The organism is Actinosynnema sp. CA-299493, from assembly GCF_050946825.1.
In the GTDB taxonomy this organism is placed as follows: domain Bacteria; phylum Actinomycetota; class Actinomycetes; order Mycobacteriales; family Pseudonocardiaceae; genus Actinosynnema.
Map to the genome: position 1 here is coordinate 4,644,360 of NZ_CP191993.1, position 24,883 is coordinate 4,669,242.

Consider the following 24,883-nt stretch of genomic DNA (forward strand, 5'->3'; position numbering starts at 1 on the left):
GTGCGTGGCCCGACGGTTCCCCTGATGGGCAAGTGGCCCGACAGGAGGACCCACGATGAGAACGCCCCGATCGTCCCGGCGGCTGCGAACCGTGCTCGTGCTGGCAACCGCTGCTGCCGTCGCGCTGGGCGCGGGTGTGCCCGCCACCGCGGCGGCGCCCGCGGGCGTCGTGCAGGAGCAACCCGACCCGGGCACGGCACAACGCGAAGCCACGTACGACCTTCCCTTGCCGGGCGACTACTCGCGGGCGGCCGTTGACGCCCCGATCACCCGCGAGGAGGTCCTGGCCCGCGCGAAGACCTGGGTGGACGCCAAGGTCCCGTACAGCAACTACGACTACCGCGACGGCTACCGCCAGGACTGCTCCGGTTTCGTGTCGTTCGCGTGGGCCCTGGGCGCCAGCCGGACCACGGACTCGCTGGACGAGGTCGGGACCCCGATCGCCAAAGCCGATCTGCAACCGGGCGACGTGCTGCTGTGGCAGAACCCGAACTGGCCCGCCGAGATGGGCCACGTGCGGATCTTCGGCGGCTGGTTGACCGCCGACGAGTCCACCTACTGGGTGTACGAGCAGACGCCGCCCAACGCGGTGCGCGACGAGTACAGCTGGGCCGCCACGTACCCGACCTACAAGCCGTACCGCTACAAGAACATCATCGCCACGTCCGCCACGCTGACGGGAACGACGTCGGACGTGACCGGTGACGGCCGTCCGGACGTCATCGCCCGTGATGGTGGCGGGAACCTCTGGGTCTACCCGCACGACGGCCGAACCGGCGTCTACGCCGCCTTCACCCCGCGCTACTCGGCGGGCAACGGCTGGAACCTCGCCACCGCGCTCACCTGATCGACGTGCCGGCCGCCGCACCTGCGCCGGCCGGCACGCTCGCGGCCGTCCGCCGCCGTCCGTCGAACTCGTCGCGGTCGGTGGACGAGGACGCCGGCACCGACGTGATCAGCGTGGTGACGCGGTCACCGACGCCGAGTTCACGCGCCACCTCGACGGACCGCGCCAAAGCGCCGGTCTCCACCCGCAGCCAGTCGGCCGGGTGTCGTCCGACCTCGGCGACCAACCGCGGATCCGGGGTCGTCCCGGTCTCGGTCCGCGGCCCGGGCATGCTGCCGGGCAGGTGCTTCCACCCCGCTTCCACCAACGTCGCCCACACGCCCAGCACGCGGACCACGGCCGCGGTGACCAGGTCGTCCGGCTCGCCGCAGGGCCGGGATGCGGTGGCCGAATCGTGTTTGGTTCTCCGCGAGGTGCACGCGAGTTCGCCCTGTTCGAGCGAAGACGCGGCGTTCAGCGCCCCACACCGACCGGCATGATCGTTTCAGGCTGGTCGGCGGTCTGCGGATTGACTTACTCCTCCAGCGAGAGGGCCTGGCTGGGGCACACGTGCGCCGCTTCGCGTGCCTTGTCGACCAACTCGCCCTCCGGCGTCTCGTTCAGCACGATGATTGTGCCGTCGTCCTCGCTCTGGTCGAACAGCGCGGGCTCAGTGAGCACACACTGTCCGGCACCGACGCACCTGCCGGTGTCCACGATGATCTTCATGGCCCTCTCCTCCTGAGGTGGGACAGCAGTTCGTCCTCTACCAGGTCACCGGGAGCTGGTAGAGGCCGTAGATGTTCGCGTCGTCCTTGAACGGCAACTCGTCGACATCCACCGCGAGCTCCAGGCTGGGGACGCGGCGGAACAGCGTGTCGAACACGATCTGGAGCTCCATCCGGGCCAAGTTCTGACCCAGGCACTGGTGCGGCCCGAACCCGAACGCGACGTGGTGGCGCGCGCCACGCTCGATGTCGAGCTCGTCCGGGTTCTCGAACGCCCGCGGGTCCCGGTTGGCCGAATAACCCAGCGCCAGCACTCCTTCGCCGGCGCGGATCAGCTGCCCGCCGACTTCGATGTCCTCGACGCACAGCCGGGCCGTCGCCACGTCGATGATCGTGAAGTACCGCAGCATCTCCTCGACCGCGTTGAGCGTTTTGGCCGGGTCGGCCTTGATCATCGCGAGCTGCTCCGGGTTGCGCAGGAACGCCATGGTCGACAGCGAGATCATGTTCGCCGTCGTCTCGTGGCCGGCCACGAGCAGCAGCAAGCCCATGCCGGCCAGTGCCGTCCGCCGGTAGGTGCCGTCCGCGCGCAGCTTGACGATCTGTCGCCCGAGCAGGTCATCCGGCGGGTTCTCTTCCTTCTCCGCGATGAGATCGGCCATGTAGCCCTGGATGGCCTCCATCGCCGCCCACCGCTCCTCGGGCGGCGTCGACTGCTTGATCACCTTCACCGTGTTCTCCTGGAAGAACTCATGGTCGGCGTAGGGCACACCCAGCATCTCGCAGATCACCAGTGACGGGACCGGCAGCGACAGCGCGTCCACCAGGTCACCGGGCCGTGGCCCGGCCAGCAGCGCGTCGATCCGCTCGTCGACGATCTCCTGGATCCGCGGCCGCAGCGCCTCCAACCGGCGCACCGTGAACTCGCCGAGCACGGCCCTGCGCGCCGGCCCGTGCTCGGGCGCGTCCATCGCGATCAGGAAGCGCTCCTCGTCCGGCCGCCGGGACGCCGCCTCGCCCTCGACCAGCGCCGGGAAGTCCGGATGCTGCCTGTCGGCGCTGAATCGCCGGTCGTTCAGCACGGTTCGCACGTCCTCGTGACGGCTGACCACCCAGGCCCACCCGCCGTCGGGCAGACGAACCCGCGAGACCGGCTCTTCTTCGCGGATCTCTTCGTACGCGGGCGGCGGCGCGAACGGGCACGTACGGGCCATGGGGAACTCGTGCTTCTCGGCGGTAGTCATGACTTTCCTTCCACGACGTCACGGACAGGCGGTAGAAGCTGGACGGCGAAACCCGTGTATGAACGGCAGTTGGTCGACCGGTGCGACCGGCTTCGGCTCGGGGATGCGGCGGACCAGGCGACCGCGACGGACCACCGGGACCGACAACGTCGGTAAAGTCAGACTCGACCCGTCTCCTCGCGGGCGAAGTGCGGTTCCGCCGCTTCCAAACGCGGTACGGAGATGCCCGACCGTCGTGCTTCGGCCAGGGTGTCCCGGCAGACTTCGCGTGGTTCTTCGGCGTCGGGGTCGGAGTGCGTCGCGAAGTTCACGCGTATCGGCGTGACGTGGGCGGTCAGCCAGGCCAGCGCGGGGGCCGTCAGCCAGGTGGGCGCCCGGAACGGCAGCACACCGCCCCGGTGACGTCGCAGGTCGACGCCGCGCGCCTGGAGGAGTGGCAGCAGTTCGCGACCGGCCAGCAGCGCTTCGCGGAAGTCGCGCGTCGACCCGGCCAGCTTGGACAGGGAGCCCAACCGCAAGCCCTGCGAGAACATGCCGGCATCCGAGGCGAAATGGACCCACAGCCAGCCGCGGAAGTCAGGCCGCTCCTTGATCCGGAGCCCGGCTTCGCGAAACGCCTGGCGCACGGCGAGTTCCCGGTCGGTCGGGGACCGGCCGAGGGTGCCGAAGACGACCGAGGGCAGCAGCGCTCCGCGGAGCACGCCGTCCGCGTCGAAACCGCCACCGGCCTGGGGGAAGCCCCAGGCGATCCGGTCGAGGGGGAGTGCGCCGATCGCGGCTGTCGGCTCGGTCCAGAGGTTCCCGAAGACCAGCACCGTGGCCTGGCCGACGCGCGGGGTCAGGAAGGTCGCCGCCTCGGTGAGGCGGTGGTGCGGCACGCTGAGCACGATCAGGTCGAAGTCGTGGTCTGGCCCCAGGGCCTCGCGGTAGCGCACCGGCCACTTCTGGGTGACGCGCTGTCCCCAAACCCGGCGCCGCACGTCGAACAGGTCGAGGTCCACCGCGTCCCCGTACGTCGCCGCGCGGCCCGGCCGGACGTAGAACTCGACGTCGTGGCCCGCCTGGTGCAGGACCCAGCCGTAGACGGTGGCGATCACGCCGCGTCCGAACATCAGGATCTTCACACTGCACCTCGTGGGGTAGAATCGAATTGGAGATCATCTCCACTTTCAACATATGGAGGTAATCTCCATTTGTCAACGGGAGGGAGCGCATGACCGCCGACAAGCCGCTGCGGGCCGACGCCCAGCGCAAGCGCGAGGCCCTGCTCGCCACGGCCCGGGAGGTCTTCGACGCCGGAGGCTTCTTCGACCTGCGCTTCGACGACTTCGCTCGCCTGGCCGGGGTGGGCACCGGCACGCTGTACCGCCACTTCCCCACCCGGGAGGCACTGGCCGAGGCGGTCTACCACGGAGAAGTCGCCACGCTGTGCGACCGCGCCCGCCAACTACAGGCCACGCTGCCCGCAGCGGAGGCTTTGGCGACCTTCCTCCGCGACATGGTCGACCACATAGCCGCCCACGAAGGCCTGGCCCGGACGCTGGCCACGCTCATGGCCACCCGCTCGGCTGCCCTCGCCGAGGGCAGCCGAGCGCTGGAGCAGTCCGTCACCGACCTGGTGGCCGCCGCCGTGCAGGACGGCACCGTTCGCGACGACGTGGACGCCGGTGCCGTGATGATGGCACTGCACGGCATCGGTGCGGCCCATGACCGCCCCGGTTGGCGGGCCGAGGCCGACGATGTCATCACCCTCGTGCTGGACGGGCTGCGCCGCCCGCTATGACCCTCTTGGCCAGACCGCTGTGAGGCACCTCGTGTGATCGAGGGTTCGTGATCAGGGGCGGAATCGAAGATCCTTGTGCTCGTGTCCACCCCATCCCACAAGCAGTCCCGGCGTTCCCCCGGTGGGACGTCCGCCGTTCCGGCCGCGCATCCGTCCCGGCGGACGTTCATCGCCGAGTACGAGTTCGCCCCTGGTCGCGGAGTACGAGAACGCTCCGAACGGGTCGAGAGCGCGGACGAGGACAGGCTGCCCGGGAGGTGACGGCAGCACGCCGGCGACAATCCGCGCGGGCGTGGGCAGGAACGGGAACAGCAGCGTCGCCAGTCGGGCGAGTGCGCGCGGGACGGACTTCGCGCCGATGATCGGCGTGGTGGGGGCGACGGCCTGGTCGGCTGCGTCGGACGTGCTCATGCGGTTCCGTTCACCAACTCCTCGAACGTGGACATCGTGCGCGCGGCCAGACCCTCCAGCAGGTCCTGCGGTGTCAACCGCAGCCGCTCCGGCAGGTGCAACGCGGTCGCCGCGTCGCCCCGCCTGCGAACGGCCGCTGGCCGCCGGGCACCGGGGCCTCAGCGTCGCCGTGCGGGTCGGAAGGGTTCCGGTGGGGCGTCGCGGGGACGCGTCGGGGTGACCGCCGAACGCGAGACCCGGCACTATTGAGCCGAAAGTGTTGAGTTGCTTACATGATGGTGTAGCGGACGTGTGGGGCGTGGAAGTAGCCGCAGACGATGTGGGGTTGGTGTTGGCGGCGTCGTGCGTCGGGTCTCGTGGGCGGGGCGGCGCAACCACAACCCGACGCCCTGCTCGGTCATGGCCACGCCGACGACCAGGCGGATCAGTTCGACCACCGCCGGGCGGGTCCACAGTGGGCCGCCGATCAGCAACTCCTCGGGGTGTGGTCGGCCATCGCCGCGAACAGCGTGCCCCGGTCCTCCGCACTGATCAGCTCGGCGGGACCGGGACGCCCCCGGCGGGTCGCCAGGCCGTCGCGCCCCTCCTGTCGGTAGGTGCGCCACCAGGTGCCCACCGACCGCACCGAGACCCCGAACACCTCCGCCGCCTGCTCCCGCAGTCGGACAACACCCCCCGCCGCGTCCAGGCCGTCCTGGCCTACCTGAACCACTGATCCGCCGGCGGATGACGCAACCCGGCGGTCCGGACGGCCCAATTCCGGCGGTTGCCGGTGACGCTGTGCCCCCGGCCACCGATGTAGTGATCACAGGGGCCGTCCGCCACCAGGCGGCGGGTGTTCAGGGGGTTTCACACGATGCTGTCCTTGCGACGGCGCGCGTCCGCGCGCGCCCGCATCACCGCGGTCGGCGCCGTCACGGCGCTGTTCGCCGTGCTGACGACCGGGGTCGCGCACGCCGAACCACCGTCGAACGACGACTTCGACCACTCGACGGCCGTCACGGCCTTGCCGTTCACCACGACGCAGGACACGAGCGAGGCGACCGGGGCGGATGACGACCCGTCCTGGTGCCAGTTCTACGAAGTCGAAGGCGGCGTCTGGTTCCACCACACCGCGACCGAGGACGGTTACCTGCGCGCCACCACGGTGGGCAGCGACCACACCACCGTCCTGTCGGCCAACACCGGCGAGCGCGGGAACCTGCGCGCCGCCGACCAGGCCTGCGATATCGGCTCCGACGCCACGATCACGTTCCGCGCCACGGCGGGCACCACCTACTACTTCTTCGTCGCGGGCTACTCCGTCACCGGAGGCGCGCTGTCGTTCGCCCTGCACCCCGTCCCGGCTGCGGCCAACGACGCGTTCACCGCCGCCGAGCCGGTCACCGCGCTGCCGTTCACCGCGCGCCCGGACCTGTCGACCGCCACGTTCGAGGCCGACGAACCCGAGTCCAGCTGCATCTACACCGAGACCGTGCCGTCGGTCTGGTACTCCTACACGCCGTCGGCGCGGACGTCGGTCACCGCGCGGGTCGAGCACAACGACGTCGTCGTCAGCGTCTACACCGGCGCGTCACTGCCCGAGCTGACCGAGGTGACCTGCAAGTCCTACTCCCATGACGAGCCGACGACCTTCGGCGCCACCGCGGGCACCACCTACTACCTCAGGGTCACCGGCCCGCGGCAGAGCTTCCAGCCCACCGCCCTGCACCTGGCCGAGGCGCCACCGCTGCGGCCCTACATCAGCAGGTCGACGTCCGAACCGTCGGTGTACGACAACATCCACTTCACCGCCGAGTCGAACAACTGGAACGAGGAGCCGCTCAGCGCCACGTGGGACTTCGGCGACGGCGCCACGGCCCCGGCCACGACCGAGGGCGTCCAGCACCGCTACACCGCCGACGGCGTCTACACCGTCACCATCGTCACCACGTCGCCGGACGGCCGCACCGCCACGGCGAGCTCCCAGGTGGAGGTCGAGACGCACGACGTGGGGATCACCCGGTTCGACGTGCCGTCGTCTGCGCGGCAGGGCGAGACCAAGACGATCAAGGTGTACGTGGCGAACACGCGGTACGCCGAGACGGCGACCGTCGTGCTCTACAAGCGCACCAGGGACTACTGGACCGAGGTCGGCACGACGACCCTGCACGTGCCCGCGCACCCGACCCGCAAGGTGCAGTTCCCGTTCGCCCACACCTTCACCCCCGACGACGCCCTCGTCGGCAAGGTCGCCTTCCGGGCGCAGGTCACGCTGCCGTACCCGGTACGCGATGCCCGCCCGATGGACAACGAGGTCATCTCCATCGCCACGACCGTGACCGGTCCGGCCGCGATGGCCGCCGCCTGACCGCCACACCACCACTCCCGGGGGAGATCAGAATGACGCTGCCCACCCGGCGGCGGGCGTTCACGCGCCTGCGCACGCCGATCATCGGCCTCGTCGCCGCCGCGATCGCGGTGCTGGCACCGGGCGTCGCGCACGCCGCGCCGCCCGCGAACGACGACTTCGACCAGGCCACCGCCATCACCGCGCTGCCGTTCTCGGCCACGCAGGACACCACGGAAGCCACCAAGGCCGCCGACGACCCGACCGACTGCTACTACTGGGGCACGCGCAGCGTGTGGTTCCGCTACACCGCGACCGAGGACGCCCTGCTCAGGACCACCGTGTCCAGCACCGGGCAGTCGCCGGTCGTGGCCGTCTACACCGGCGAGCGCGGCGCGCTCACGCAGGTGCCAGGGAGCTGCACGAGGGACTTCCCGAGGAGGGCGTTCCCCGTAACCGCGGGCACGACCTACCACATCGAGGTGTTCGAGTACTACTACGGCGGGCAGGTCGACTTCCGGCTCGCCACCGTCCCGCCCGCGCCGAACGACGACGTCGCCGCGGCGGCCCCTGTCGTGCTGCCGGCCGAGCTCACCGGCGACCTGAGCCTGGCGTCGACCGAGCCGGACGAGGTCCCGTCCAGCTGCGAGCAGGGCCTCGACCGCTCCGTCTGGTACAGCTACACGCCGGAGCGGACCCGCTCGGTGGCCGTGATGACGGGGTACGGCTCACCCTCGATCACCGTGTACCAGGGTGCCACGCCAGACGCGCTGACCGAAGTGGACTGCTTCGACTCCTACTCCGGGTACAGCGCCGTGTTCACCGCCACCGCGGGCCGGACCTACTTCATCAAGTTCGCCAAGAGCGCCGAGCGGGCCTCGGAGTTCAGCCTGTCCCTGCTGAACGCGCCGGCGGTGCGCCCGGTCGCGTCGCCCTACCCGAACACCCCTTCCACCTTCGACGACGTGCGGTTCACCGTCTACTCCGGAGACCCCCTGAACCGCCCGCTGGTCAGCGGCGAGGTGAAGTTCGGCGACGGCACGTCCGCGCCGATCACCGGCGACACCCTCGTGCACCGCTACGCCGCCGACGGCGAGTACCGGGTGGAGGTGACCGGCACGACCTCCGACGGACGCACCGGCACCGGCGCGCAGACCCTGGTGGTCGAGACGCACGACGTGGGGCTGTCCGGCTTCACCGTGCCCGCCTCGGCCCGCGCCGGGCAGACCAAGCCGATCAAGGTGACGCTCGCCAACGGCACGGCCCGCGCCGAAACGGTCGAGGTCGACCTGCTGCGCCTGTCGGAGAGCGGGTACTACACCACCGTGGGCACGCTCAAGCAGTGGCTCGCCGGCGGGTCGCGCGTGGAGCTGCCGTTCGCCTACACCTACACCGCTGCGGACGTCGCGGCGGGCAAGGTGACGTTCAAGGTCCGGGTGGACGTCGACGGCCGGTACGACGGCGACGACAACCCTGCGGACAACGAGGTGGTGGCCGTGACGACGACCGTGCGCGCCGGCGCGACCACCGCGGACGACCCGCTCTGCTGCCGCTAGTGCTGCGTTCCTCAATGAGGCCGTATGTTGATCGTCGATCAAGGTCGGTCGACGAGGAGCTGTACGTGCCGAAAGTGCTGGTAGCGCGATTACCGATCGACGTGGCGGAGGAGCGGGCAATCCGGAAACTGGCCGGAGCCCGACACGCCCCCGGTGACTGGATCCGGCGCACGCGGATCGTGGTGGCCAGCTGGAAGGGCGGGTCGACCAAGGACATCGCTGTCGAGGTCGGATGTCACCCGCAGACCGTGCGTGAGTGGCTGCACCGGTTCAACACCAACGGATTGGACGGCCTGGGCGACTGTTCCGCCGTGAAGCACTGGCCGGACAGAGCTTCGCCGACCCCAAGGAGATCGACCAGGCCACCCGACAGGCCACCGCAGCCCTCAACGCCCGCGCAAAACCTTGGATCTGGGGTCGCCCGGCGCACAAACCCAGGAAGCTGCGACGCCGTTTTATCTACCACCTTTGAGGAACGCCGCACTAGGCAGCTCGGCGTCCTGGCGTCGTGTGGAGCGGGCCCGAACCGCAGTCGCGGGGCAGTGCTCGTACTCCGGCTCGGTGCTGTTGGTCCAGGACCGGCCGCAGCTCGCACACGTCCCCAGGCCCAACAGGAACGCCTCGGTCTGCGGATGCAGGGTTGGGATGCCGTTCGCCCATCGGGTCCGCGCGCCCAGCGTCCGTAGCATGAGCGCGCCGAGCTTGACCGCGTGCCGCACTGTGCACGCATCCGGCCCCGAGGAGATCCGGGGCCGATCAGGGGAGCAGGTCGACCATGCGCACCTCGTGCAGGTTCAGCCAAGCGTTGAGCCGCACCGGCACCTCGGTGTGGATCGACCGCGCCATCATCGAGTACGGGCTGTCGATCGGCTTGGCCAGGTGGGTCTGCACGGCGTCCAGGTCGAGCAGGGGAAGCACGGGCGAGGACGGCTCGGCCAGCACCTTGCCCAACTCCTCGTTGATCGCCCGGTCGTAGCTGGTGTCCTGAGTGGAGGGGTAGGGCGCCTTGCGGCGCTGCACGATCGACTCGGGCAGCAGGTCCGCGGTGGCCGCGCGGAGCAGGCTCTTCTCACGGCCGTCGAACGTTTTCATCGACCACGGCGTGTTGTAGACGTACTCCACCAGCCGGTGGTCGCAGAACGGGACCCGCACCTCCAGGCCGGTCGCCATGCTCATCCGGTCCTTCCGGTCCAGCAGCATCGGCAGGAACCGGGTGATGTTGAGGTGGCTTGCCAGCCGCATCCGGCGTTCCAACGGGTCGGCGTCGGGCAGGTGGTCGACCTGGCGCACGGCGTCGGCGTAGAGGTCCGCGATGTAGGTGTCGAGGTCCAGCGCGGCAGTGAGGTCGTGGTTGAGGAAGCTGGTCGCCTGCGCGCTGACCGGCACCGTGTTGATGGCGTGCCACGGGAACGTGTCCGCCTCCGCCGCACGCGGTGTGTGGAACCACAGGTAGCCGCCGAACACCTCGTCGGCGGACTCCCCGGACAGCGCTACCGTCGACTCCTCGCGCACCGCCTTGAACAGCAGGTACAGCGACGGGTCGTGGTCGCCGATGCCGTAGGGCAGATCCCACGCCCGCAGCACCGCGTCGCGCACTGACGGCTCGACCATCGCGGCGGTGTCGAGCAGGACCACCCGGTGGTCGGTGCCGACGTGCCGCACCAGTTCCGCCGCGAACGGCGCGTCCGGAGCCTCCCGGAACTCCTCCGGTTGGAACGACTCGGTCTGCCCGACGAAGTCCACCGAGAACGTGCGCACCGGTCCCTGCCCGGTGCGGTTCGAGGTGCGCTGCGCGAGGGCGGTCAGGGCGCTGGAGTCCAAGCCACCGGACAGCAGCGCGCACAACGGCACGTCGGACACCATCTGCTGGTCGACGATCTCCTCCAGCAACTCCCGGACGTGCGCGACGGTCTCCTCGACGGAGTCCTCGTGCGGGCTGGTCTCCAGCGCCCAGTACCGGTCCTCGCGGATGCCTTCGCGGCGGACCCGGACGATGTGTCCGGGCTTCACCTCGTAGACGTTGCGCAGGGGGGTGCGGCCCGGCACCCTGGCCAGCGCCAAGGCGTCCCGCAGGCCGTCCAGGTCCAGCTCGGCGCGGGCGTGCGGGTTGACCAGGATGGCCTTCGGCTCGGAGCCGAACAGCACCCCGCCCGGCGTCGGGTGGAAGAACAGCGGCTTGACCCCGAGCCGGTCGCGGACCAGCAGCAGCTCCTGCCGGCGGGAGTCCCACAGCGCGAACGCGAACATCCCGGTGAGCCGGGTCACGAAGTCCGCACCCCACTGCAGATAGGACCTCAGCACGACCTCGGTGTCACTGCGGGTGCGGAACCGGTGTCCCGCGCCCTCAAGCTCGGCGCGCAGCTCGGCGAAGTTGTAGACCTCGCCGCTGTAGCTGAGCACCGCGACCGGGTTGCCGTCCGGGCCGGGCTCGGGAGAGGCCATCGGCTGCGTCCCGCCTTCGATGTCGATGACGGCCAGCCGCCGGTGGCCCAGCGCCACGTGCCGGTCGGTCCACAACCCCTCGGCGTCCGGTCCGCGACAGGCCATTGTGTCGGTCATCCGTCCGGCCACTTCGGTTTCCGCGCGCAGATCGCGGTCGAAGTCGACCCAGCCGGCGATTCCGCACATGAGCAGCCCTTTCGTCGAGTGCCGAAATTTTTGCGGAAGTTCCGCGTTATTCCGGTTTCGACGCTAGGGCTTCGGCGAGAGAGGGGCAACGGTGCTTTGTGCGGGTTTGTTCGTCGCCAGCCGGTGCCCGAATTCGGACAAGACCAGGGCGAGCAGGGCGATCCCGGCCGCGATGATCGGCAGCGCGTTGGCGCCCACCGTGCCGATGCCGACCGCGCCGATCACGCCGGACAGCGAGATCGCCAGGTACAGGAACGCCGCGTTGAGCGAGATCAGCAGCGGGGCGTCGGCAGGAGCCAGCGTGATCAAGCGGTGCTGTTGCGGGGTGGTGATCGCCCAGGCGGCGATGCCGTAGACCACCATGACGAGCAGTGACAGCACGTAGGAACCGGTGACCAGGGGCATGACGAGCAGGCTGATGCCCAGCAGCACCACCGCTCCGCCGACGACCACGCGCGAGCCCAGCCGGTCGGCCAGCGCACCGGCGCCGAAGTTGCCCACGGTGCCGACCAAGCCGAAGACGAACATCAGCACGGCGAGCCGGGTGCCGTCACCGCCGGTGGCGGGCTCGAACACGACGGCGATGTAGGTGTAGACGATGTACGCCGAGGTGAACGCCACCAGCGTGGTGGCCAGCACGACGACGATCCGCCGGTCGCGCAGCGGGGCGAGGCGCTGCTTGAGCCCGGCCGGTGCGGACACCGCGACGTTCGGCACCGCCAGGACGATCGCCGCTAGGGCGATGACGGCCAGCACCGAAACGAACCACATGGTGGCGCGCCAGCCCAGGAAGCTGCCCACGACGGTGCCGATGGGCGCGCCCAGCGCGGTGGCCGCGGTGAGCCCGGTGGTGACCGCCGCGATCGCCCGCCCGCGTCGTTCCGCGGACACCAAGGCGGACGCGGTGACGCTGGCCGCCGGGATGAACAGCCCCGCGCCGGCGGCGGCGACGATCTGCCCGAGGAGCACGACGGCGAACGACGGCGCGACGGCGGTGATGGTGTTGCCCACCAGGTACACCAGCAGCGCAAGGAGCAGCACGCCCCGGCGTGACCAGGCGGCGGTGGCGGTGGCCAGCACGGGGGAGAGCACCGCGCAGGTGAGGGCGAAGACCGTGACCACCTGGCCGGCGGTGGTCACCGACACGTTGAGCGAGGACCCCAACTGGGGCAGTACTCCGGCCAGCACGAACTCGGTGGTGCCGATGGCGAAGGTCCCGAAGCCGAGGATGGGCAGGCCCCAACGGGCGGCGGCGTGGCCGGTATTTGTCATGCGTTGTTCCCGGAAGGTGTGGGCGTGGTGGACGGCGCGGCCGTGGGACCCGGCGGGGGTCGTGGACGCCAGGAGCACAGGAGCCGCATTCGGTACCAATCGGTACCGTCCGGAACGGTACCGATCTTTTCCGTTTGGGGCAAGCTGGTCTACCCTCGCGGGTATGGCCAACCGCGCCCGCGAACGCCTCCTGTCGGCCGCTGAGGAACTCTTCTACGCCGAAGGCGTGCGCGCGGTGGGTGTAGAACGCCTGCTGGAGGTCTCCGGCGTCGGCAGGGCTTCCTTTTACCGGCACTTCAACAGCAAGGACAACCTGGTCTTGGAGGTGCTGCGGGACCGCGACCTCCGGTGGCGCGCCTGGCTCGACGAGGCGGTCACCGCACGCGGGCGTGCGCCCCTGTCCGTGTTCGACGCGCTGGCTGAGCAGTTCGAGGCGGCCGACTTCCGGGGCTGCGCGTTCATCAACATCATGATCGAGGACGCCGACCCCGACAGCGAGGTTTACCGGCTGGCCGACGACCACAAGCGGGCCGTCACCGATTTCATCACCGGGCTGCTCTCCGACGCGAGGTTCGCGGACGCCGACGTGCTGGCCGAGCAGTTCGTCCTGCTGATGGACGGCGCCCAGGTCACGGCGCTGCGTGCGCGCAGCGCCGAGCCCGCCTACCGCGCCAAGGCGGTGGCCGCGGCCCTGCTCGCCTCGGCCTGAGCCTCCGCGGGGGCCGGTCCGCCCATCGAGGGACGGCGGTTCGGTCCGGACGGCAGGTGGGGAACCTCTTCCCCCGCCTCGGGCCGGGCCGGCGGCCTGCGCGCCGTGCCGGCGGCGCCGCTGCGGGACGGAGACCCGCGAGCCGTTGCGGTGCACCGAGTACACCAAGGTGAGCCTGCGGGTGGCGGGGTCGCGGGTCAGTACCGGCACGCCGGTCCAGAACGCGGACGGCCGGAGGTCCAGGCCGAGCCCGTCGCCGTGCAGCTCGGCCGGCGCGTTGGTGAGGATCTCCACGGTCGCACCGTGCATGTGCACCGACGGGTGCAGCGCGGTGACCGTGGAGGCCAGGCCCGCGCCCGCGAGCATGCCGGCGCGGTTGGCGATGTCACGGCGGATCAGCTCGTCGGTGGCCCGGCGGCGGGGCGCCACAGTGGTGGCGTGCACGACCCGCAGCTCCCGCTCCAGGGCGAGGTCGGGCTCGGAGCGACCTTCGGTCAGCCTGTGCAGCCAGCTCAGCGCGTCCGCGGCGGTGGGCCTGCCCTGGTTGCGCAGCTCGGCCAACGCGATCGCCGCGTCCAGCCCGTGCGCGGGTGAGTCCACGAAACGGACCTTGGCCAGGTCGTCCGAGGTCAGGTGCAGCCGGGTGCGCGGCTGCCCGCCGACGGGCCGTCCCGCGTGACCGGGCCGGGGGGCGTACCTCTCCGAGACCGCCCGGTGCGGCCGTGGAAGGCGGTCGGTGCGGTCGGAGCGCGCCTCGGCCAGCACCCGGCGTGCCTCGGCCACCACCGCGTCGGCCTCGGCGGAGCGCCCGCAGCGGCGCAAGGTGGCCACCAAGTGCCGCCACGGGCCCTCGCGCAGCGGCTCGGTGGCGACGAGTTGCCTCAGCAGCCCCAAAGGTCGGTCGGCTCGGCCCATCGCTGTCGTGACGGCCACGTAGTCGCCGATCACGTTGATCCGGCGCTCGACGATCCGGCTCAGTTCGCCCCGCATCGCCGCGCCCAACTCCAAGCACGCTAACGGGTCGCCGTGCCACAGCGCGAGCGCGTGCTCGTACGCCTCGGCCGCCTTGTCGTGCTCGCCCGCCGCGCGGGCGCGGTCGCCCTCGCGGGCCAGCTCCTCGAACGTGGTCAGGTCGAGTTCGCCGGGGCGCACGGTCAGCCGGTACCCGCCGGGCAGGGTCGCCAGTCGGTGTTCCTCGCCGATCGCGCGCAGCTTGGTGCGCAGCCCGGCGATGTAGGTCCGGAGGTTGGACTCCGGCGCGGCCGGGAGCTGGTCCCAGACCGCGCCGGCCAGATAGGTGGTCGAGACGACCGCGTTGGCCCGCAGCAGCAGCGCCGCGAACACCGACCGCTGCCGTGCACCACGCAACGGCAGCGGCCGGTCGCCGTCGGAGACCAGCATGCAACCGAGAACGTGAAATCGCACCGGATTCTCCCAATGCTCATCATTGACCCCGCTCCATCCTGCGCAGTGAATACCCGGCGCCGCACTCGTCCGATGGTGTGACGTCTGTGCGGGATCTGTGCGCGTGCTCTGCAAAGCTGTCCGCAGGCTCGGAAAAACCAGGAAATGGCAGTTCACCAGGTTGGGGAGAAGATGGGGCGAAGGCAGATTCCGCTTGACGGCGAAAATCCGCGTATACGATTGGCGCAATTGCTGCGGGACACCCGGTGCGCCGCGGGTCTCACGCTGCGGGAACTGGCACTGCGCTCGGGCTACGCCTACAGCACGCTGTCGTCGGCGGAGCAGGGCCGGACGGTGCCCTCGTGGCCGGTCGCCGAGGCGTTCGTCCAGGCGTGCGGCGCGGACACCGCGCAAGTCCGGTGGGCGTGGGAGATCGCGCGGGACAGTGCGTGGCACACTCCGATCGCGACCATCACCGGCATCTCCGGGCCGGTCGTGACGTGGCCTCCGCAGGCGGCTGCCTGCCCGGACCGGGCGGCCGAGCTGGACCTGTTGCTGGACTTGTTGGACCCGGCGGGCACGGCCGACGCGCCGTGGCCGGTCGAGACGATCGTCGTGACCGGGAAGGCCGGGGCAGGCAAAACCGCGCTGGCGGGCAGGCTCGCGACGCTGGTCGCCGACCGGTACCGCGGCAACGCGCGGTACATCGACCTGTGCGGGTCCCGCGAGGACCTGTCGATCGGCCCGCTGCGCGCGCTGCGCGGCCTGCTCGTGTCGCTGGGCGTGCCCGCGAAACGGCTACCCGCGTACGAGGAGGAGCGTATCGCGCTGTACCGGGAGGTCACCGCGGGCAGGCGGATGCTGCTGGTGCTCGACGACGCCCGTGACGCGGAGCAGGTCCGCCCGCTATTGGCCGCCGGGCACGGGTCGCTGACCGTGGTGACCAGCCGCGCCACGGGCACGGCGACCGTGCTGAGCGAGCGCGGCCTGCACCTGCGGCTGGCCGAACCGGGCGTGGGACTGCGCCCGACCGTCCCGCTGTACGCGCTGTGCGGGACCACCCCGTGACCGCGACGGACACGTGCGTGCGGGTGCTCGACCCGAGGCCCGACGCAGACGTGCGGTTGATCCTCTGCCCGCACGCCGGGTCGTCGGCAGGTGCGGTCACCGCACTGGCGATGGCCCTGCCGCCGCAGGTCGAAGCGTTGGCGATCCAGTACCCCGGCCGGCGCGGCGCCGCGCCCGGACCCGGGATCCCCGACATCGGACGCCTCGCGGCGCACATCCGGGACGGCGTGCTGCCGTGGCTGGACCGGCCGGTCGCGGTGCTGGGGCACAGCATGGGCTCGGTGGTGGCGTTCGAGGTGGTGCGCGAGCTGGAATCCGCCGGGGTGCCGCCACTGCGGCTGATCGTCTCCGGTCGGCGCTCGCCGTCGGACGGGCTGGGCATCACACCCCCGCGCGACGACGAGGACATCGTCGCCGAACTCCGGCAGCTCGGCGGGGTCCCGGTGCGACTGCTGGAGAAACCCGCGTTCCGCAAGTCGATCCTGGACGTGGTTCGGGTTGATTACCAGGCCAACTCCACGTACCTGCGCTCGCCCGACGACCGGGTCCGCGCGCCGATCACGTTCCTGCTCGCCGACCGCGACCCGTACCTGACCCCCGCGTCAGCACTGAAGTGGGCCGGGCACACCTCCGGCGGGTTCCGGCTGGTGGAGCTGTCCGGCGGGCACTTCTTCATCAACGATCAACTGGATGCGGTCGTGGCGGAGGTGACGGCCGATGTCCGTGTCGGCGCGCGCGACTGAGCCGGTGGAGAGCGTGATCCAGGAGGTCTACCGGCACGCGTTGGCCAAGCCCTCGGTCACCGTGGCCGAGGTGGCCACCGACCTGGACCTGTGCCCGAGGCGGGTGGAGCGCGCGGTGGTCGAGCTGTGCCGGTTGCGGTTGCTCGTGACGGCCGACACGTACGACCGGTTCTTCGCGGTCGGCCCGGAGGAGGCGCGGGTCGACCTGGTCGTGCCGATGGAGCGCCGGATCAGCGAGCTGCGGGAGGAGCTGACCGAGGTGGACCGGCGGCTCCAGACGTTCGGCGCGGTGTTCGCGGAATCGCGCCGGGACCGCGGCGGACCGGAGTCGGTCGTGGTGTGCGCGGACTACCGGCGCGCTCGGCACCTGGTGCGCGAGGCGACCATCCGCAGCCGGGACGAGGTGCTGGCGTTGCGCCCCTGCCGCAGCGGGGACTTCCCGCCGGCGCACAAGCTCGCCACGGTGGAGGAGCTGGAGTTGCTGCGTCGCGGCGTGCGGATGCGCACGGTCTACCCGCACACCGCCCGTGCCGACACCAGGGTGTGCGACTACGTCCGGCTGGTCGCTGCGCACGGGGCCGAGGTGCGCACCACCGAGGACGTGGGCCACCGGGTGCTGGTCTTCGACCGCGAGCTGGCGATCATCCCCGCAGGACAGGGGATCGCGTTGGTGCGCGCGTCGTCGGTGGTCGTCTTCCTCAGCGAGGTCTTCGAGGACGCTTGGGCCGCCGGCCGGGAGTTCGACGCGGACACCGCCCCCGCCGGGGAGCCGGTGGACGACGTCCGGTCGCTGGTGCTGGAAATGCTGGTGGCCGGTCATAAGGACGACGTGATCGCGCGCCGGCTCGGCATCTCCACCCGGACCTGCCGCCGGCACGTCGCGGCGATCATGGCTGAGCTCCGCGCGGAGAGCCGGTTTCAGGCCGGGTTCGCAGCGGCCCGCTCCGGCCTGCTGGACCTGGACGCTCTCGTGGACTGACGCCCAGACCCGGGGATCGTCCAGGCGGTGTGCTCCGCGACACCGGGTCCGGTTCGGCGTCTCGCGCCTGGACGCGGTGAGCGGCACCGGCTTGGCTCTTGCCGCGTGCTCCGCGATCACCGGCCCGGCCGGCCCGGCCCTGCACGGTCGCGGCACCGGTTGGGCCGGTGCCCTGTGTACCGCGAACGCTGGGCCGGTCGGGCGTCGGCAAGCCCGGCGTGTCACACCGCCTGCGCGCGGATCAGCCAACTGCGCGACGCGCCACGCCGCGACCTCGGGTGGACCTCGTAGGGCCAGCGCCCCTCTCCCGCGCCCTCCTGGCCGGGCTCCTTCAGCTCGTGCACCTTCCAGCCGTGCGCGTCGAGGAACTCCTCCGGTTCGTTGGTGCCGAACAGCCACGGTGTCCCGTCGTCCCGCAGCGCACGCAGGAACGACGCCGAGATCGGGCTCTTCAGCAGCGCGCGACTGACGATGTCCACCGCCAGCTCGCTGCCCGGGGCGGACGCCGACCGCAGCACGTCGAGCAGCCCCGCCGCCTGCTCCTCGGTGAGGAAGAACAGCAGCCCTTCGACGATCCACAAGGTCGGCTGCCCGGCGTCGAAACCGGCGGAGGCCAGCTCCGGCAGCCACTCGCCGGCGAGGTCGGCCGCCACCTCGCGGCGCGGCGCGGTCGAGGTGGCGTCCAGCGCCGCAAGCCGGGCGCGCTTCTCCTCCAGCAGCGGGCCGTGGTCGACCTCGTAGACGACCACGCCGTCCGGCCAGTCCAGCCGGAACGCCCTGGTGTCCATGCCCGCGGCCACCAGCACCACCTGCCGGATGCCCGGCGGCAGCGCGGTCACGCTGTCGTCCAGGAAACGGGTGCGGATCGCGATGAACGGGAGCAGCCCGCCACCCCCGTACTTGTCCAGCAGTTCGAACCCCCGCGGTGCGGCCAAGGCCCTGGCCAGCGGGTCGTGGAACAGGGCGTCGCCGTCGCGCTCGGATTCCACCGCGCGGGCGGCGGCGGTCCACTGCGCGGTGTAGGAGACAGGGTCCATGGCGGTTCCTCCGGTTCAGGCGAAGAACGCTTGCTCGATGGTGGACAGGGTCTGGAAGTCGGCGACGTCGATCCGCTCGAAGTCGATCTCGACGCCCGCGGCGGCCTCGATCGTGTAGATCAGGTCCACGAAGGACAGCGAGTCGACCAGCCGGTTCTCGATCAGGTTCTCGTCGTCGGCAATCGAGGTGCGGCCGGGGTTGCGGGCCAAGACCCAGCGGCGCACCTCGTCGATGCCGGTGGAGACAGTCGAACCCATGGCGTTGCTCCTGACGTGGGTGAGGGCCGGCGTGAGCAGCAGCCCGAAGGCCACCGCGATCGCGCACGGCTCGTCGTGGGAGATGCTGATGTCGATGTGGCACAGCCCGGCGGCCTCGGCCAGCCCCCGGGCCCGTCCACGCAGCCGGACCTGCGGCCAGCCGCCGGCCGCCGTCACGATCTCGGTGCTCAGCCAGGGCAACGGCCCGGCGGCGTGGAACAGCTTGAACACGGCTTCCTTGGCCGCGAGGCGACCTGCCAGACCGGGCACGTCCACGCCGTCGCGCCCGCGCACGGCGGCCAGTTCAGCCGGGGTGAGCAGACGCGGCAGGGTCCGCCCGGCGGCCAGGTCCGCGGCCCGGCGCAACGGCACGATGTCGACGCCGACGCGCCCGGGGTACACCTCAGGCCACCTGGCGGGCTGCCGCCCGCACCCGCTCCAGGGCGAGCACGGCGTCGCCATCGGAGGCCTCCAGCAGCACCGCGACCCAGCGTTCGAGGCCGAACGCGAGGCAGCTGGTGAACGCCGGCTCGTCATCGTCCAGCCGGATGTCACACCGTTCGCCGAAGAAGTTGCGGTGCGTGTTGACCGACGCGATGGCCAGCCCGTCGACGCTGAACTCGTGCTTGACCGGACTCAACTGGGCGAGCAAGGCGCGTGCGCCGTCGCGGTGGAAGAACGGGTCCGTGGCGGGTGCCTTGTCCAGCCGCAGCCCGAGTTCACCGGCGAACGCGGTGACCCGCTCCGACCCGGCCTCCAGCAACCGCTGGGTGTGCTCGTACGAGCCGAGCGCCACCACCTCGCGCATCTGGAAGCTGAGCAGCCTGCGCAAACCCTCGTAATGGTCCTCGTTGCGGAAGCACCGGTTGACCAGGGTCACCAGCACGTCCCCGGACAGCCGGGTGCGCTGGTGGTAGAGGTAGGCCCCGTAGCAGGTCGCGGACGGCAGGCCCAGGTGCGCCCCGATCAGCCCGTCCGGGTCGAACCGCCCGTCCACCGGTTCGCGCACGCCGTCCGCGTCCAGGCGCAGCGGGCCCGCCACCAGCGACAGGTGCGGGAAGTTCGCGTAGACGTCCAGCTTCGCCAGGTCCGAGACCTGGTACACCGGCGGCGGGATCAGCTCCCGCGCCCCGGAGGCGAATCCCCAGCCGGCGAACGTGCGGTCCAGTTCGCGCAGCAGGTCGCTCTCGTCCGGCCCGAGGATGAGCAGGGCGGCTGCCTGTGCGCTGTCCACGTTCGAGGTCACTTGACGATCCCCGTCTTCTCGAGGTACTTGCGGGTCTTGCGGAAGACCTGGGACTCCAACGCGGCCCGAGCGGGCGACTCCAGCAGCTCCCGCCTCACCGCGAGCGGGTCGGGGATGCCCGCGTCCCGATAGACCTGCGGGTTGTACAGCGACTCGAAGCTGTAGGTGAGGTACCGCTTGATGTAGTCGGAGACGGCGCGCAGGTCCTCGGCCGAGGAGTTGCGCTTGACGTCCTCGAACAGCACCGCCACCAGTTCCCGGCCGAACGCGATGTGCCGGGACTCGTCCTGATGGTGGATCCGGTTGATCTGCCGGATCGTGTCGTGCAGCCGCTCGTCGGCCGCCATCGCGGCGTTGAAGTGGTCCACCAGCTCCTCGAAGATCAGGATTCGGGTGAACACCAGCAGGCTCTCGGTGTTCGCGGGCAGCGTCCCGCTCGCGCCGCCGGCGGGCTGCCGGTAGATCTTCTTTCCGTACCTCAGGCAGAACTCGGCGAAGAACCACATGTGCTCGTTCTCCTCACCGATGAAGTGGTGGAAGAACTGCGACGGGATCTCGAAGCCGGTGGTGTGAATGCGTCGGGTGACCTCGATGAGCAGCTCGCGGATGCCGTGCACGTTCAGGCTGTAGAAGTTGACGCTCTCGTGCTTGGAAAGTGCGTGGAGCTGCTCCTCCGTCAGTCGGTCGGCCACCGCCGAACCGTACGTTGTGGTGAGCTCCGGGCTCATCCACCACATTTCTTCCGGCAGCGTGTCGGGCCACTGGAACATCCGGTACGGGTTGTAGTAGTCATCGACCGACATCGAGCTGAGTCGATTGAGGATGCCGATGAACCGTTCGTTCTGCTCGATCAGCGAACTAACCATGGGGGCCGGGTCCGTTCGGGTCGAAGGGAAGGAGGTGATTCCAACAGTACGATCCCCAGTGTCGTGCCGACACGTCCGAAAAGGGCGTGGCAGCTAGTTGACACTTGTGGCGGACAAACGCTGGACAAAGCCGCACAAAAGAACGTTGAAGCACATTCAACGGGTGGCTTACGGTGGACCGGCGTCGATATCCCGGCGACGAAGGGAAGCACGCGAAATGTCCGGCGTGACGACATTGGAACGGGTCGAGTCCCACTTGCCCGACGGCGACACCCGAATCGAGGAACTGGCCGGCCGGTTGCGGTTGCGGCGGGCCGAAGTCGGGGTGTTCCGCAAGATCTACGGCCTGGACCGGCTCCGTCACGAGCCCGGCGGCGACCTGTACGACCTGGTGCTGCCCGCGGCACGGCGGGCGCTGACCGCCGTGCCCGCTGGGAAGCACGTGTCCTACGTGGTCTACGCGCACACGACCCAGATCGTCACCGCCGCGGACACCGAGGCGGCCCAGGTCATCCGGGACCGGCTGGACCTGCCGGGTGCGACCGCGTTCGCGGTCAACCAGCAGGCGTGCGTGAGCAGCCTCGGCGCGGTCGACCTGGTGGCCGAACTGCTGCGCGTCGACGGCGACCCGGACGCCCGCGCCCTGGTGGTGACCGGAGAACGGGCATTCTCGCCGACCGTCCAGCTGATCCCGCGCACCGCGATCATGGCGGAGGCAGCGGCGTCATGCCTGGTCGCGGTGGACGGCGAAGGCGACCCGGTGCTGTCCTACGTCACGCGGACGCTCGGCCAGTTCGCAGACGGGCTGCTGCTCGACGCGGAGGGCATCCACCAGTTCGGCCTGGTGTACTCCCGGACGCTGGCCGAGGTGATGCTGCTCGCGGTCGAAGAGGCCGGATTGACCTTCGGCGACATCGCGCTGGTGTTGCCGCACAACGTGAACGTGGTGTCCTGGAAGCAGACCATCCGGGAGATGGGAGCCGACGTGGACCGGTTCTACCTGGACAACATCCCCCGCTACAGCCATTGCTACTCCGCCGACGTCTTCCTCAACTACACCACCGCGCGTGCCGAGGGCAGGCTCGTCGAGGGCGCACACTACCTGTTGGTGTCGGTCGGTCTCGGCGCGACCTTCGGCGCGATGGTCATCACCCGGCGCGGCGAGCGATGACCGACTACATCGGACAGATGAAGCGCGCCCTCACCGGCTCGCCGGACACGCCGTTCGTCTGGCTGTGCAACTTCGAGGTGGAGAACCAGTGGGCCCGCGGGTACCGCGGCCTGCCCGCGGCCAACCTCTCGGTCACCACGGAGACCGTGCGGCGGATGGAGGAACTCGGCGCGCTGCTGGCCGGGCCGGACGACCACCTGCTGCTCGGCCGACCGCTCGACCCCGCGTTCCGCGCCCACCTCGACCGCTACGGCCTCGGCCTGCCCGCCGAGCTGGTCGCGCGGTCGACCGAACCAGGCACCAGCGCCGCCGTCTTGTCCGACCCTGAGCTGCTGCGCACGCTCAGCGACCTGGGCGCGCGTGGTGCGCGGCTGATGCCGATGGGCATGTCCGCCGACGAGCAGAAGATCGCCGACGCCACCGGGTTGCGTCCCGCCGTGTCGGACGCCACCGTGTTCGAGCGCGTCAACAGCAAGATCTACAGCCGCCGGCTCACCGCACGACTGGGTCTGCGTCAGATCCCGGGCGCGTGCTGCGAGACCGTCGACGAGCTGGAATCCGCGCTCGTCCGGCTCACCGAGGACGACTCGCCGGTGATCGTCAAGGACGCCTACGGGGTCTCCGGACGCGGTCTCGTCGTGCTCGACACCCCGGTCAAGGTCGGCAGGCTGGTGCGCACCTTGCGCCGCCGCGTCGAGCGTACGGGCGACGACGCGCTGCACGTCGTGGTGGAACGCTTCCTGCCCAAGCGGTTCGACCTCAACTACCAGTTCACGGTGGGCAGCGGTGGCCGGGTGACGTTCGACTTCGTCAAGCGGGCGTTGACCCGTGACGGGGTGCACGTGGGACACCTGATGCCCCCGGGGCTGTCCGACGAGCAGGAGGACGGTTTGCGCGAGGCCGCGGCCCTGCTGGGCGCAAGCCTGCACACGGACGGCTTCCGCGGCGTGGCCGGCGTGGACGCGCTGCTCGGCGCGGACGACCTGGTGTACCCGGTACTGGAGATCAATGCCCGGCTCAACATGTCCAGCTACCAGGGCCGCGTCACCGAGCGGTTCGGGTCCGGTGACGGGGTCGCGCTGGCCCGGCACTACTCACTGCGCCTGACCGAGCCGCTGCCGTTCGCCGACCTCCTGGCCGCGCTCGGTCCGCTGGCCGACCCACCCGCCGGCGGCGAGGGCGTCGCGCTCACCTGCTTTGGCACCATGAACGCCCAAGCGGGCGGTTCGGTGCCATTCGTCGGCCGGCTCTACACCGTCCTCTTTGCCGCCGACCAGAACCGCCTGACCACATTGGACGACCAGGTCGCCGCCGCCCTGCACACCCTTGAGGAGCGCCCATGACGAGCACCGAGCTGACCGTGCAGGGCCTGCCGATCTCGGAAATCGCAGCCGAGTTCGGCACGCCGTTCTACCTCTACGACGGCGACGTGCTCCGGGACACATACCTGGGCCTGCGCGGCTCGCTGCATCCCGCGGTCGACGTCTTCTTCTCCCTCAAGGCGAACCCGAACGTCGCGGTGTGCCAGTACCTGGGCGGGCTCGGCTCGGGCGCGGAGGTCTCGTCGCTGACCGAGCTGACCACCGCCCGGCGGGCCGGAGTCCGGCCGGAGGACACCATCTTCCTCGGACCCGGCAAGTCCGCCGCCGAGCTGGACGCCTGCGTCGCCGCTGGGCTGCACGCCGTCGTCGTGGAATCGCTGGCCGAGCTGGACCTGCTCGACCGCGCCGCAGAGGACGCCGGGCGCACGGTGGACGTGCTGCTGCGGGTCAACCCGGACTTCCACACCAAGGGTTCCGGGCTGGCCATGGGCGGCAAGCCGCGCCAATTCGGGGTGGATGCCGACGTGCTGCGCGGCGCCAGGTCGCGGATCTCGGCGCTGAGCCGGGTGCGGGTTCGCGGTTTCCACGCCTACATGGGCACCAGGTTCCTCTCCCACCAGGACATCGTGCACAACACCGCGCGGATCCTGGCCGTCGTCACCGAGCTGTCCGCCGCGCTGGACGTGCCGCTGGAGACCGTCGACTTCGGCGGTGGGTTCGGCGTCGCTTACTTCGACAACGAGAAGGACCTGGACCTGCCCGCGCTGCTGTCCGGGCTCAACGAGGTGGTCGAGCCGTTCGCCGCAGCCCACCCCGACTGCCGGCTGATCACCGAACTGGGCCGCTACCTGACCGCGTGGTGCGGCACGTACGTCGTGCGTGCGCTGTACGTGAAGGACTCGATGGGGGAGCGGTTCGTGGTGGCCGACGGCGGCACGAACCACCACATGGCCGCCGTCGGCGTCGGCAGCTTCGTCAAGCGCAACTTCCCGATCCGTTCGCTGACCCGCTACCACGAGGCACCCGCCACCGAGCACACCGTCACCGGTCCGCTGTGCACGCCGAACGATGTGATCGGCAAGAGGGTCGCGCTGCCGCCCGTGGAGGCCGGCGACTTGTTGGGCGTGCAGCGCTCCGGCGCGTACGGGCCGACTGCGTCACCCGGGTTGTTCCTCAGCCACGGCTACCCCGCCGAGGTGCTGGTGCACGACGGCCGCGCGCACCTGGTGCGGGAGCGCGACACACCGGAGGACCTGCTCGCCAAGCAACGCGTGCTCGCGTACTGAACGCCCCGCTGACCGGG

The 24,883-nt window shown here is 70.6% G+C and carries 25 protein-coding genes and 1 pseudogene; 13 read left to right on the top strand and 13 right to left on the bottom strand.

Annotated elements, in window-relative coordinates; all coding sequences use genetic code 11:
• Nucleotides 1–55: 55 nt before the first annotated feature.
• On the top strand, nucleotides 56–847 hold the full coding sequence (locus ACQPYE_RS19010; protein ID WP_498722774.1) for an NlpC/P60 family protein: 792 nt from the start codon (nucleotides 56–58) through the stop codon (nucleotides 845–847).
• Here the strand turns inward: ACQPYE_RS19010 and ACQPYE_RS19015 are convergent.
• From ACQPYE_RS19015 to ACQPYE_RS19030, 4 genes are all read right to left on the bottom strand, one after another.
• Nucleotides 840–1,184: a hypothetical protein gene (locus ACQPYE_RS19015; protein ID WP_498722776.1), complete on the bottom strand. Its 345-nt coding sequence runs from the start codon at nucleotides 1,182–1,184 to the stop codon at nucleotides 840–842. The two genes, ACQPYE_RS19010 and ACQPYE_RS19015, sit on opposite strands and share 8 nt — an antisense overlap.
• Nucleotides 1,185–1,360: 176 nt before the next feature.
• The gene (locus ACQPYE_RS19020) at nucleotides 1,361–1,555 is read right to left on the bottom strand and encodes a ferredoxin (RefSeq protein WP_498722778.1); all 195 of its coding nucleotides are present in this window, start codon (nucleotides 1,553–1,555) and stop codon (nucleotides 1,361–1,363) included.
• 37 nt (nucleotides 1,556–1,592) lie between these two features.
• Nucleotides 1,593–2,798: a cytochrome P450 gene (locus tag ACQPYE_RS19025; protein ID WP_498722779.1), complete on the bottom strand. Its 1,206-nt coding sequence runs from the start codon at nucleotides 2,796–2,798 to the stop codon at nucleotides 1,593–1,595.
• 158 nt (nucleotides 2,799–2,956) lie between these two features.
• The gene (locus tag ACQPYE_RS19030; RefSeq protein ID WP_498722781.1) at nucleotides 2,957–3,922 is read right to left on the bottom strand and encodes a ketopantoate reductase family protein; all 966 of its coding nucleotides are present in this window, start codon (nucleotides 3,920–3,922) and stop codon (nucleotides 2,957–2,959) included.
• 89 nt (nucleotides 3,923–4,011) lie between these two features.
• Between ACQPYE_RS19030 and ACQPYE_RS19035 the strand changes: the two genes are divergently transcribed.
• Nucleotides 4,012–4,581 carry a TetR/AcrR family transcriptional regulator gene (locus ACQPYE_RS19035; RefSeq protein ID WP_498722782.1) on the top strand — a complete coding sequence of 190 codons (570 nt, stop codon included), beginning with the start codon at nucleotides 4,012–4,014 and terminating at the stop codon, nucleotides 4,579–4,581.
• 51 nt (nucleotides 4,582–4,632) lie between these two features.
• Here ACQPYE_RS19035 and ACQPYE_RS19040 read toward each other — a convergent pair whose 3' ends face one another.
• Nucleotides 4,633–4,992 (bottom strand): hypothetical protein, encoded by a 360-nt coding sequence (locus ACQPYE_RS19040; protein WP_498722784.1) that lies wholly within the window; start codon nucleotides 4,990–4,992, stop codon nucleotides 4,633–4,635.
• Nucleotides 4,993–5,458: 466 nt separating this feature from the next.
• Complete coding sequence (locus ACQPYE_RS19045) at nucleotides 5,459–5,704, bottom strand: helix-turn-helix domain-containing protein (protein ID WP_498722785.1); 246 nt, start codon at nucleotides 5,702–5,704, stop codon at nucleotides 5,459–5,461.
• Between the two features lie 144 nt (nucleotides 5,705–5,848).
• On the opposite strand from ACQPYE_RS19045, the gene ACQPYE_RS19050 reads away from it, so the two are divergent.
• The 3 genes from ACQPYE_RS19050 to ACQPYE_RS19060 are packed head-to-tail and all read left to right on the top strand — an operon-like array spanning nucleotide 5,849 to nucleotide 9,563.
• The gene (locus tag ACQPYE_RS19050) at nucleotides 5,849–7,342 is read left to right on the top strand and encodes a PKD domain-containing protein (RefSeq protein ID WP_498722786.1); all 1,494 of its coding nucleotides are present in this window, start codon (nucleotides 5,849–5,851) and stop codon (nucleotides 7,340–7,342) included.
• A 32-nt stretch (nucleotides 7,343–7,374) separates the two neighbouring features.
• Nucleotides 7,375–8,877, top strand: a complete 1,503-nt coding sequence (locus ACQPYE_RS19055) for a PKD domain-containing protein (RefSeq protein ID WP_498722788.1) — start codon at nucleotides 7,375–7,377, stop codon at nucleotides 8,875–8,877.
• Nucleotides 8,878–8,891: 14 nt separating this feature from the next.
• Nucleotides 8,892–9,563, top strand: a complete 672-nt coding sequence (locus tag ACQPYE_RS19060) for a helix-turn-helix domain-containing protein (protein WP_498722946.1) — start codon at nucleotides 8,892–8,894, stop codon at nucleotides 9,561–9,563.
• A 70-nt stretch (nucleotides 9,564–9,633) separates the two neighbouring features.
• On the opposite strand, the gene asnB is transcribed toward ACQPYE_RS19060, so the two are convergent.
• Nucleotides 9,634–11,505 (bottom strand): asparagine synthase (glutamine-hydrolyzing), encoded by a 1,872-nt coding sequence (gene asnB / locus ACQPYE_RS19065; RefSeq protein WP_498722790.1) that lies wholly within the window; start codon nucleotides 11,503–11,505, stop codon nucleotides 9,634–9,636.
• A gap of 63 nt (nucleotides 11,506–11,568) precedes the next feature.
• The gene (locus ACQPYE_RS19070; protein WP_498722792.1) at nucleotides 11,569–12,777 is read right to left on the bottom strand and encodes an MFS transporter; all 1,209 of its coding nucleotides are present in this window, start codon (nucleotides 12,775–12,777) and stop codon (nucleotides 11,569–11,571) included.
• 163 nt (nucleotides 12,778–12,940) lie between these two features.
• Between ACQPYE_RS19070 and ACQPYE_RS19075 the strand changes: the two genes are divergently transcribed.
• Nucleotides 12,941–13,486 (top strand): TetR/AcrR family transcriptional regulator, encoded by a 546-nt coding sequence (locus ACQPYE_RS19075; protein WP_498722793.1) that lies wholly within the window; start codon nucleotides 12,941–12,943, stop codon nucleotides 13,484–13,486.
• A gap of 169 nt (nucleotides 13,487–13,655) precedes the next feature.
• Nucleotides 13,656–14,165: a hypothetical protein gene (locus ACQPYE_RS19080; protein ID WP_498722795.1), complete on the top strand. Its 510-nt coding sequence runs from the start codon at nucleotides 13,656–13,658 to the stop codon at nucleotides 14,163–14,165.
• Between the two features lie 83 nt (nucleotides 14,166–14,248).
• On the opposite strand, the pseudogene ACQPYE_RS19085 reads toward ACQPYE_RS19080, so the two are convergent.
• Nucleotides 14,249–14,887: pseudogene (locus ACQPYE_RS19085) on the bottom strand (AfsR/SARP family transcriptional regulator); the annotation flags it as partial.
• A gap of 252 nt (nucleotides 14,888–15,139) precedes the next feature.
• On the opposite strand from ACQPYE_RS19085, the gene ACQPYE_RS19090 reads away from it, so the two are divergent.
• The 3 genes from ACQPYE_RS19090 to ACQPYE_RS19100 are packed head-to-tail and all read left to right on the top strand — an operon-like array spanning nucleotide 15,140 to nucleotide 17,680.
• Entirely contained in the window at nucleotides 15,140–15,958 is an 819-nt protein-coding gene (locus ACQPYE_RS19090; RefSeq protein ID WP_498722796.1) for a helix-turn-helix domain-containing protein, read from the top strand.
• Nucleotides 15,955–16,701 carry a thioesterase II family protein gene (locus ACQPYE_RS19095; protein WP_498722797.1) on the top strand — a complete coding sequence of 249 codons (747 nt, stop codon included), beginning with the start codon at nucleotides 15,955–15,957 and terminating at the stop codon, nucleotides 16,699–16,701. The genes ACQPYE_RS19090 and ACQPYE_RS19095 overlap by 4 nt, the downstream gene beginning before the upstream one ends.
• Nucleotides 16,676–17,680, top strand: coding sequence for a helix-turn-helix transcriptional regulator (locus ACQPYE_RS19100; RefSeq protein ID WP_498722798.1), 1,005 nt, complete (start codon nucleotides 16,676–16,678; stop codon nucleotides 17,678–17,680). Before ACQPYE_RS19095 ends, ACQPYE_RS19100 begins: the two co-directional genes overlap by 26 nt.
• 221 nt (nucleotides 17,681–17,901) lie before the next feature.
• Here ACQPYE_RS19100 and ACQPYE_RS19105 read toward each other — a convergent pair whose 3' ends face one another.
• Genes ACQPYE_RS19105 through ACQPYE_RS19120 form a run of 4 tightly spaced genes read right to left on the bottom strand, consistent with a single transcriptional unit; the run spans nucleotide 17,902 to nucleotide 21,087 of the window.
• The gene (locus ACQPYE_RS19105) at nucleotides 17,902–18,717 is read right to left on the bottom strand and encodes a class I SAM-dependent methyltransferase (protein WP_498722799.1); all 816 of its coding nucleotides are present in this window, start codon (nucleotides 18,715–18,717) and stop codon (nucleotides 17,902–17,904) included.
• 15 nt (nucleotides 18,718–18,732) lie between these two features.
• The gene (locus ACQPYE_RS19110) at nucleotides 18,733–19,377 is read right to left on the bottom strand and encodes a holo-ACP synthase (RefSeq protein ID WP_498722800.1); all 645 of its coding nucleotides are present in this window, start codon (nucleotides 19,375–19,377) and stop codon (nucleotides 18,733–18,735) included.
• A 1-nt stretch (nucleotide 19,378) separates the two neighbouring features.
• Nucleotides 19,379–20,221, bottom strand: a complete 843-nt coding sequence (locus tag ACQPYE_RS19115; protein WP_498722801.1) for a class-II aminoacyl-tRNA synthetase family protein — start codon at nucleotides 20,219–20,221, stop codon at nucleotides 19,379–19,381.
• Nucleotides 20,218–21,087: a diiron oxygenase gene (locus tag ACQPYE_RS19120; protein ID WP_498722802.1), complete on the bottom strand. Its 870-nt coding sequence runs from the start codon at nucleotides 21,085–21,087 to the stop codon at nucleotides 20,218–20,220. Before ACQPYE_RS19120 ends, ACQPYE_RS19115 begins: the two co-directional genes overlap by 4 nt.
• 217 nt (nucleotides 21,088–21,304) lie before the next feature.
• On the opposite strand from ACQPYE_RS19120, the gene ACQPYE_RS19125 reads away from it, so the two are divergent.
• Genes ACQPYE_RS19125 through ACQPYE_RS19135 form a run of 3 tightly spaced genes read left to right on the top strand, consistent with a single transcriptional unit; the run spans nucleotide 21,305 to nucleotide 24,866 of the window.
• Nucleotides 21,305–22,258 (top strand): 3-oxoacyl-[acyl-carrier-protein] synthase III C-terminal domain-containing protein, encoded by a 954-nt coding sequence (locus tag ACQPYE_RS19125; protein ID WP_498722803.1) that lies wholly within the window; start codon nucleotides 21,305–21,307, stop codon nucleotides 22,256–22,258.
• Nucleotides 22,255–23,601: a preATP grasp domain-containing protein gene (locus tag ACQPYE_RS19130; RefSeq protein ID WP_498722804.1), complete on the top strand. Its 1,347-nt coding sequence runs from the start codon at nucleotides 22,255–22,257 to the stop codon at nucleotides 23,599–23,601. Before ACQPYE_RS19125 ends, ACQPYE_RS19130 begins: the two co-directional genes overlap by 4 nt.
• Entirely contained in the window at nucleotides 23,598–24,866 is a 1,269-nt protein-coding gene (locus tag ACQPYE_RS19135) for a type III PLP-dependent enzyme (RefSeq protein WP_498722805.1), read from the top strand. The genes ACQPYE_RS19130 and ACQPYE_RS19135 overlap by 4 nt, the downstream gene beginning before the upstream one ends.
• The last annotated feature ends 17 nt before the right edge of the window (nucleotides 24,867–24,883 follow it).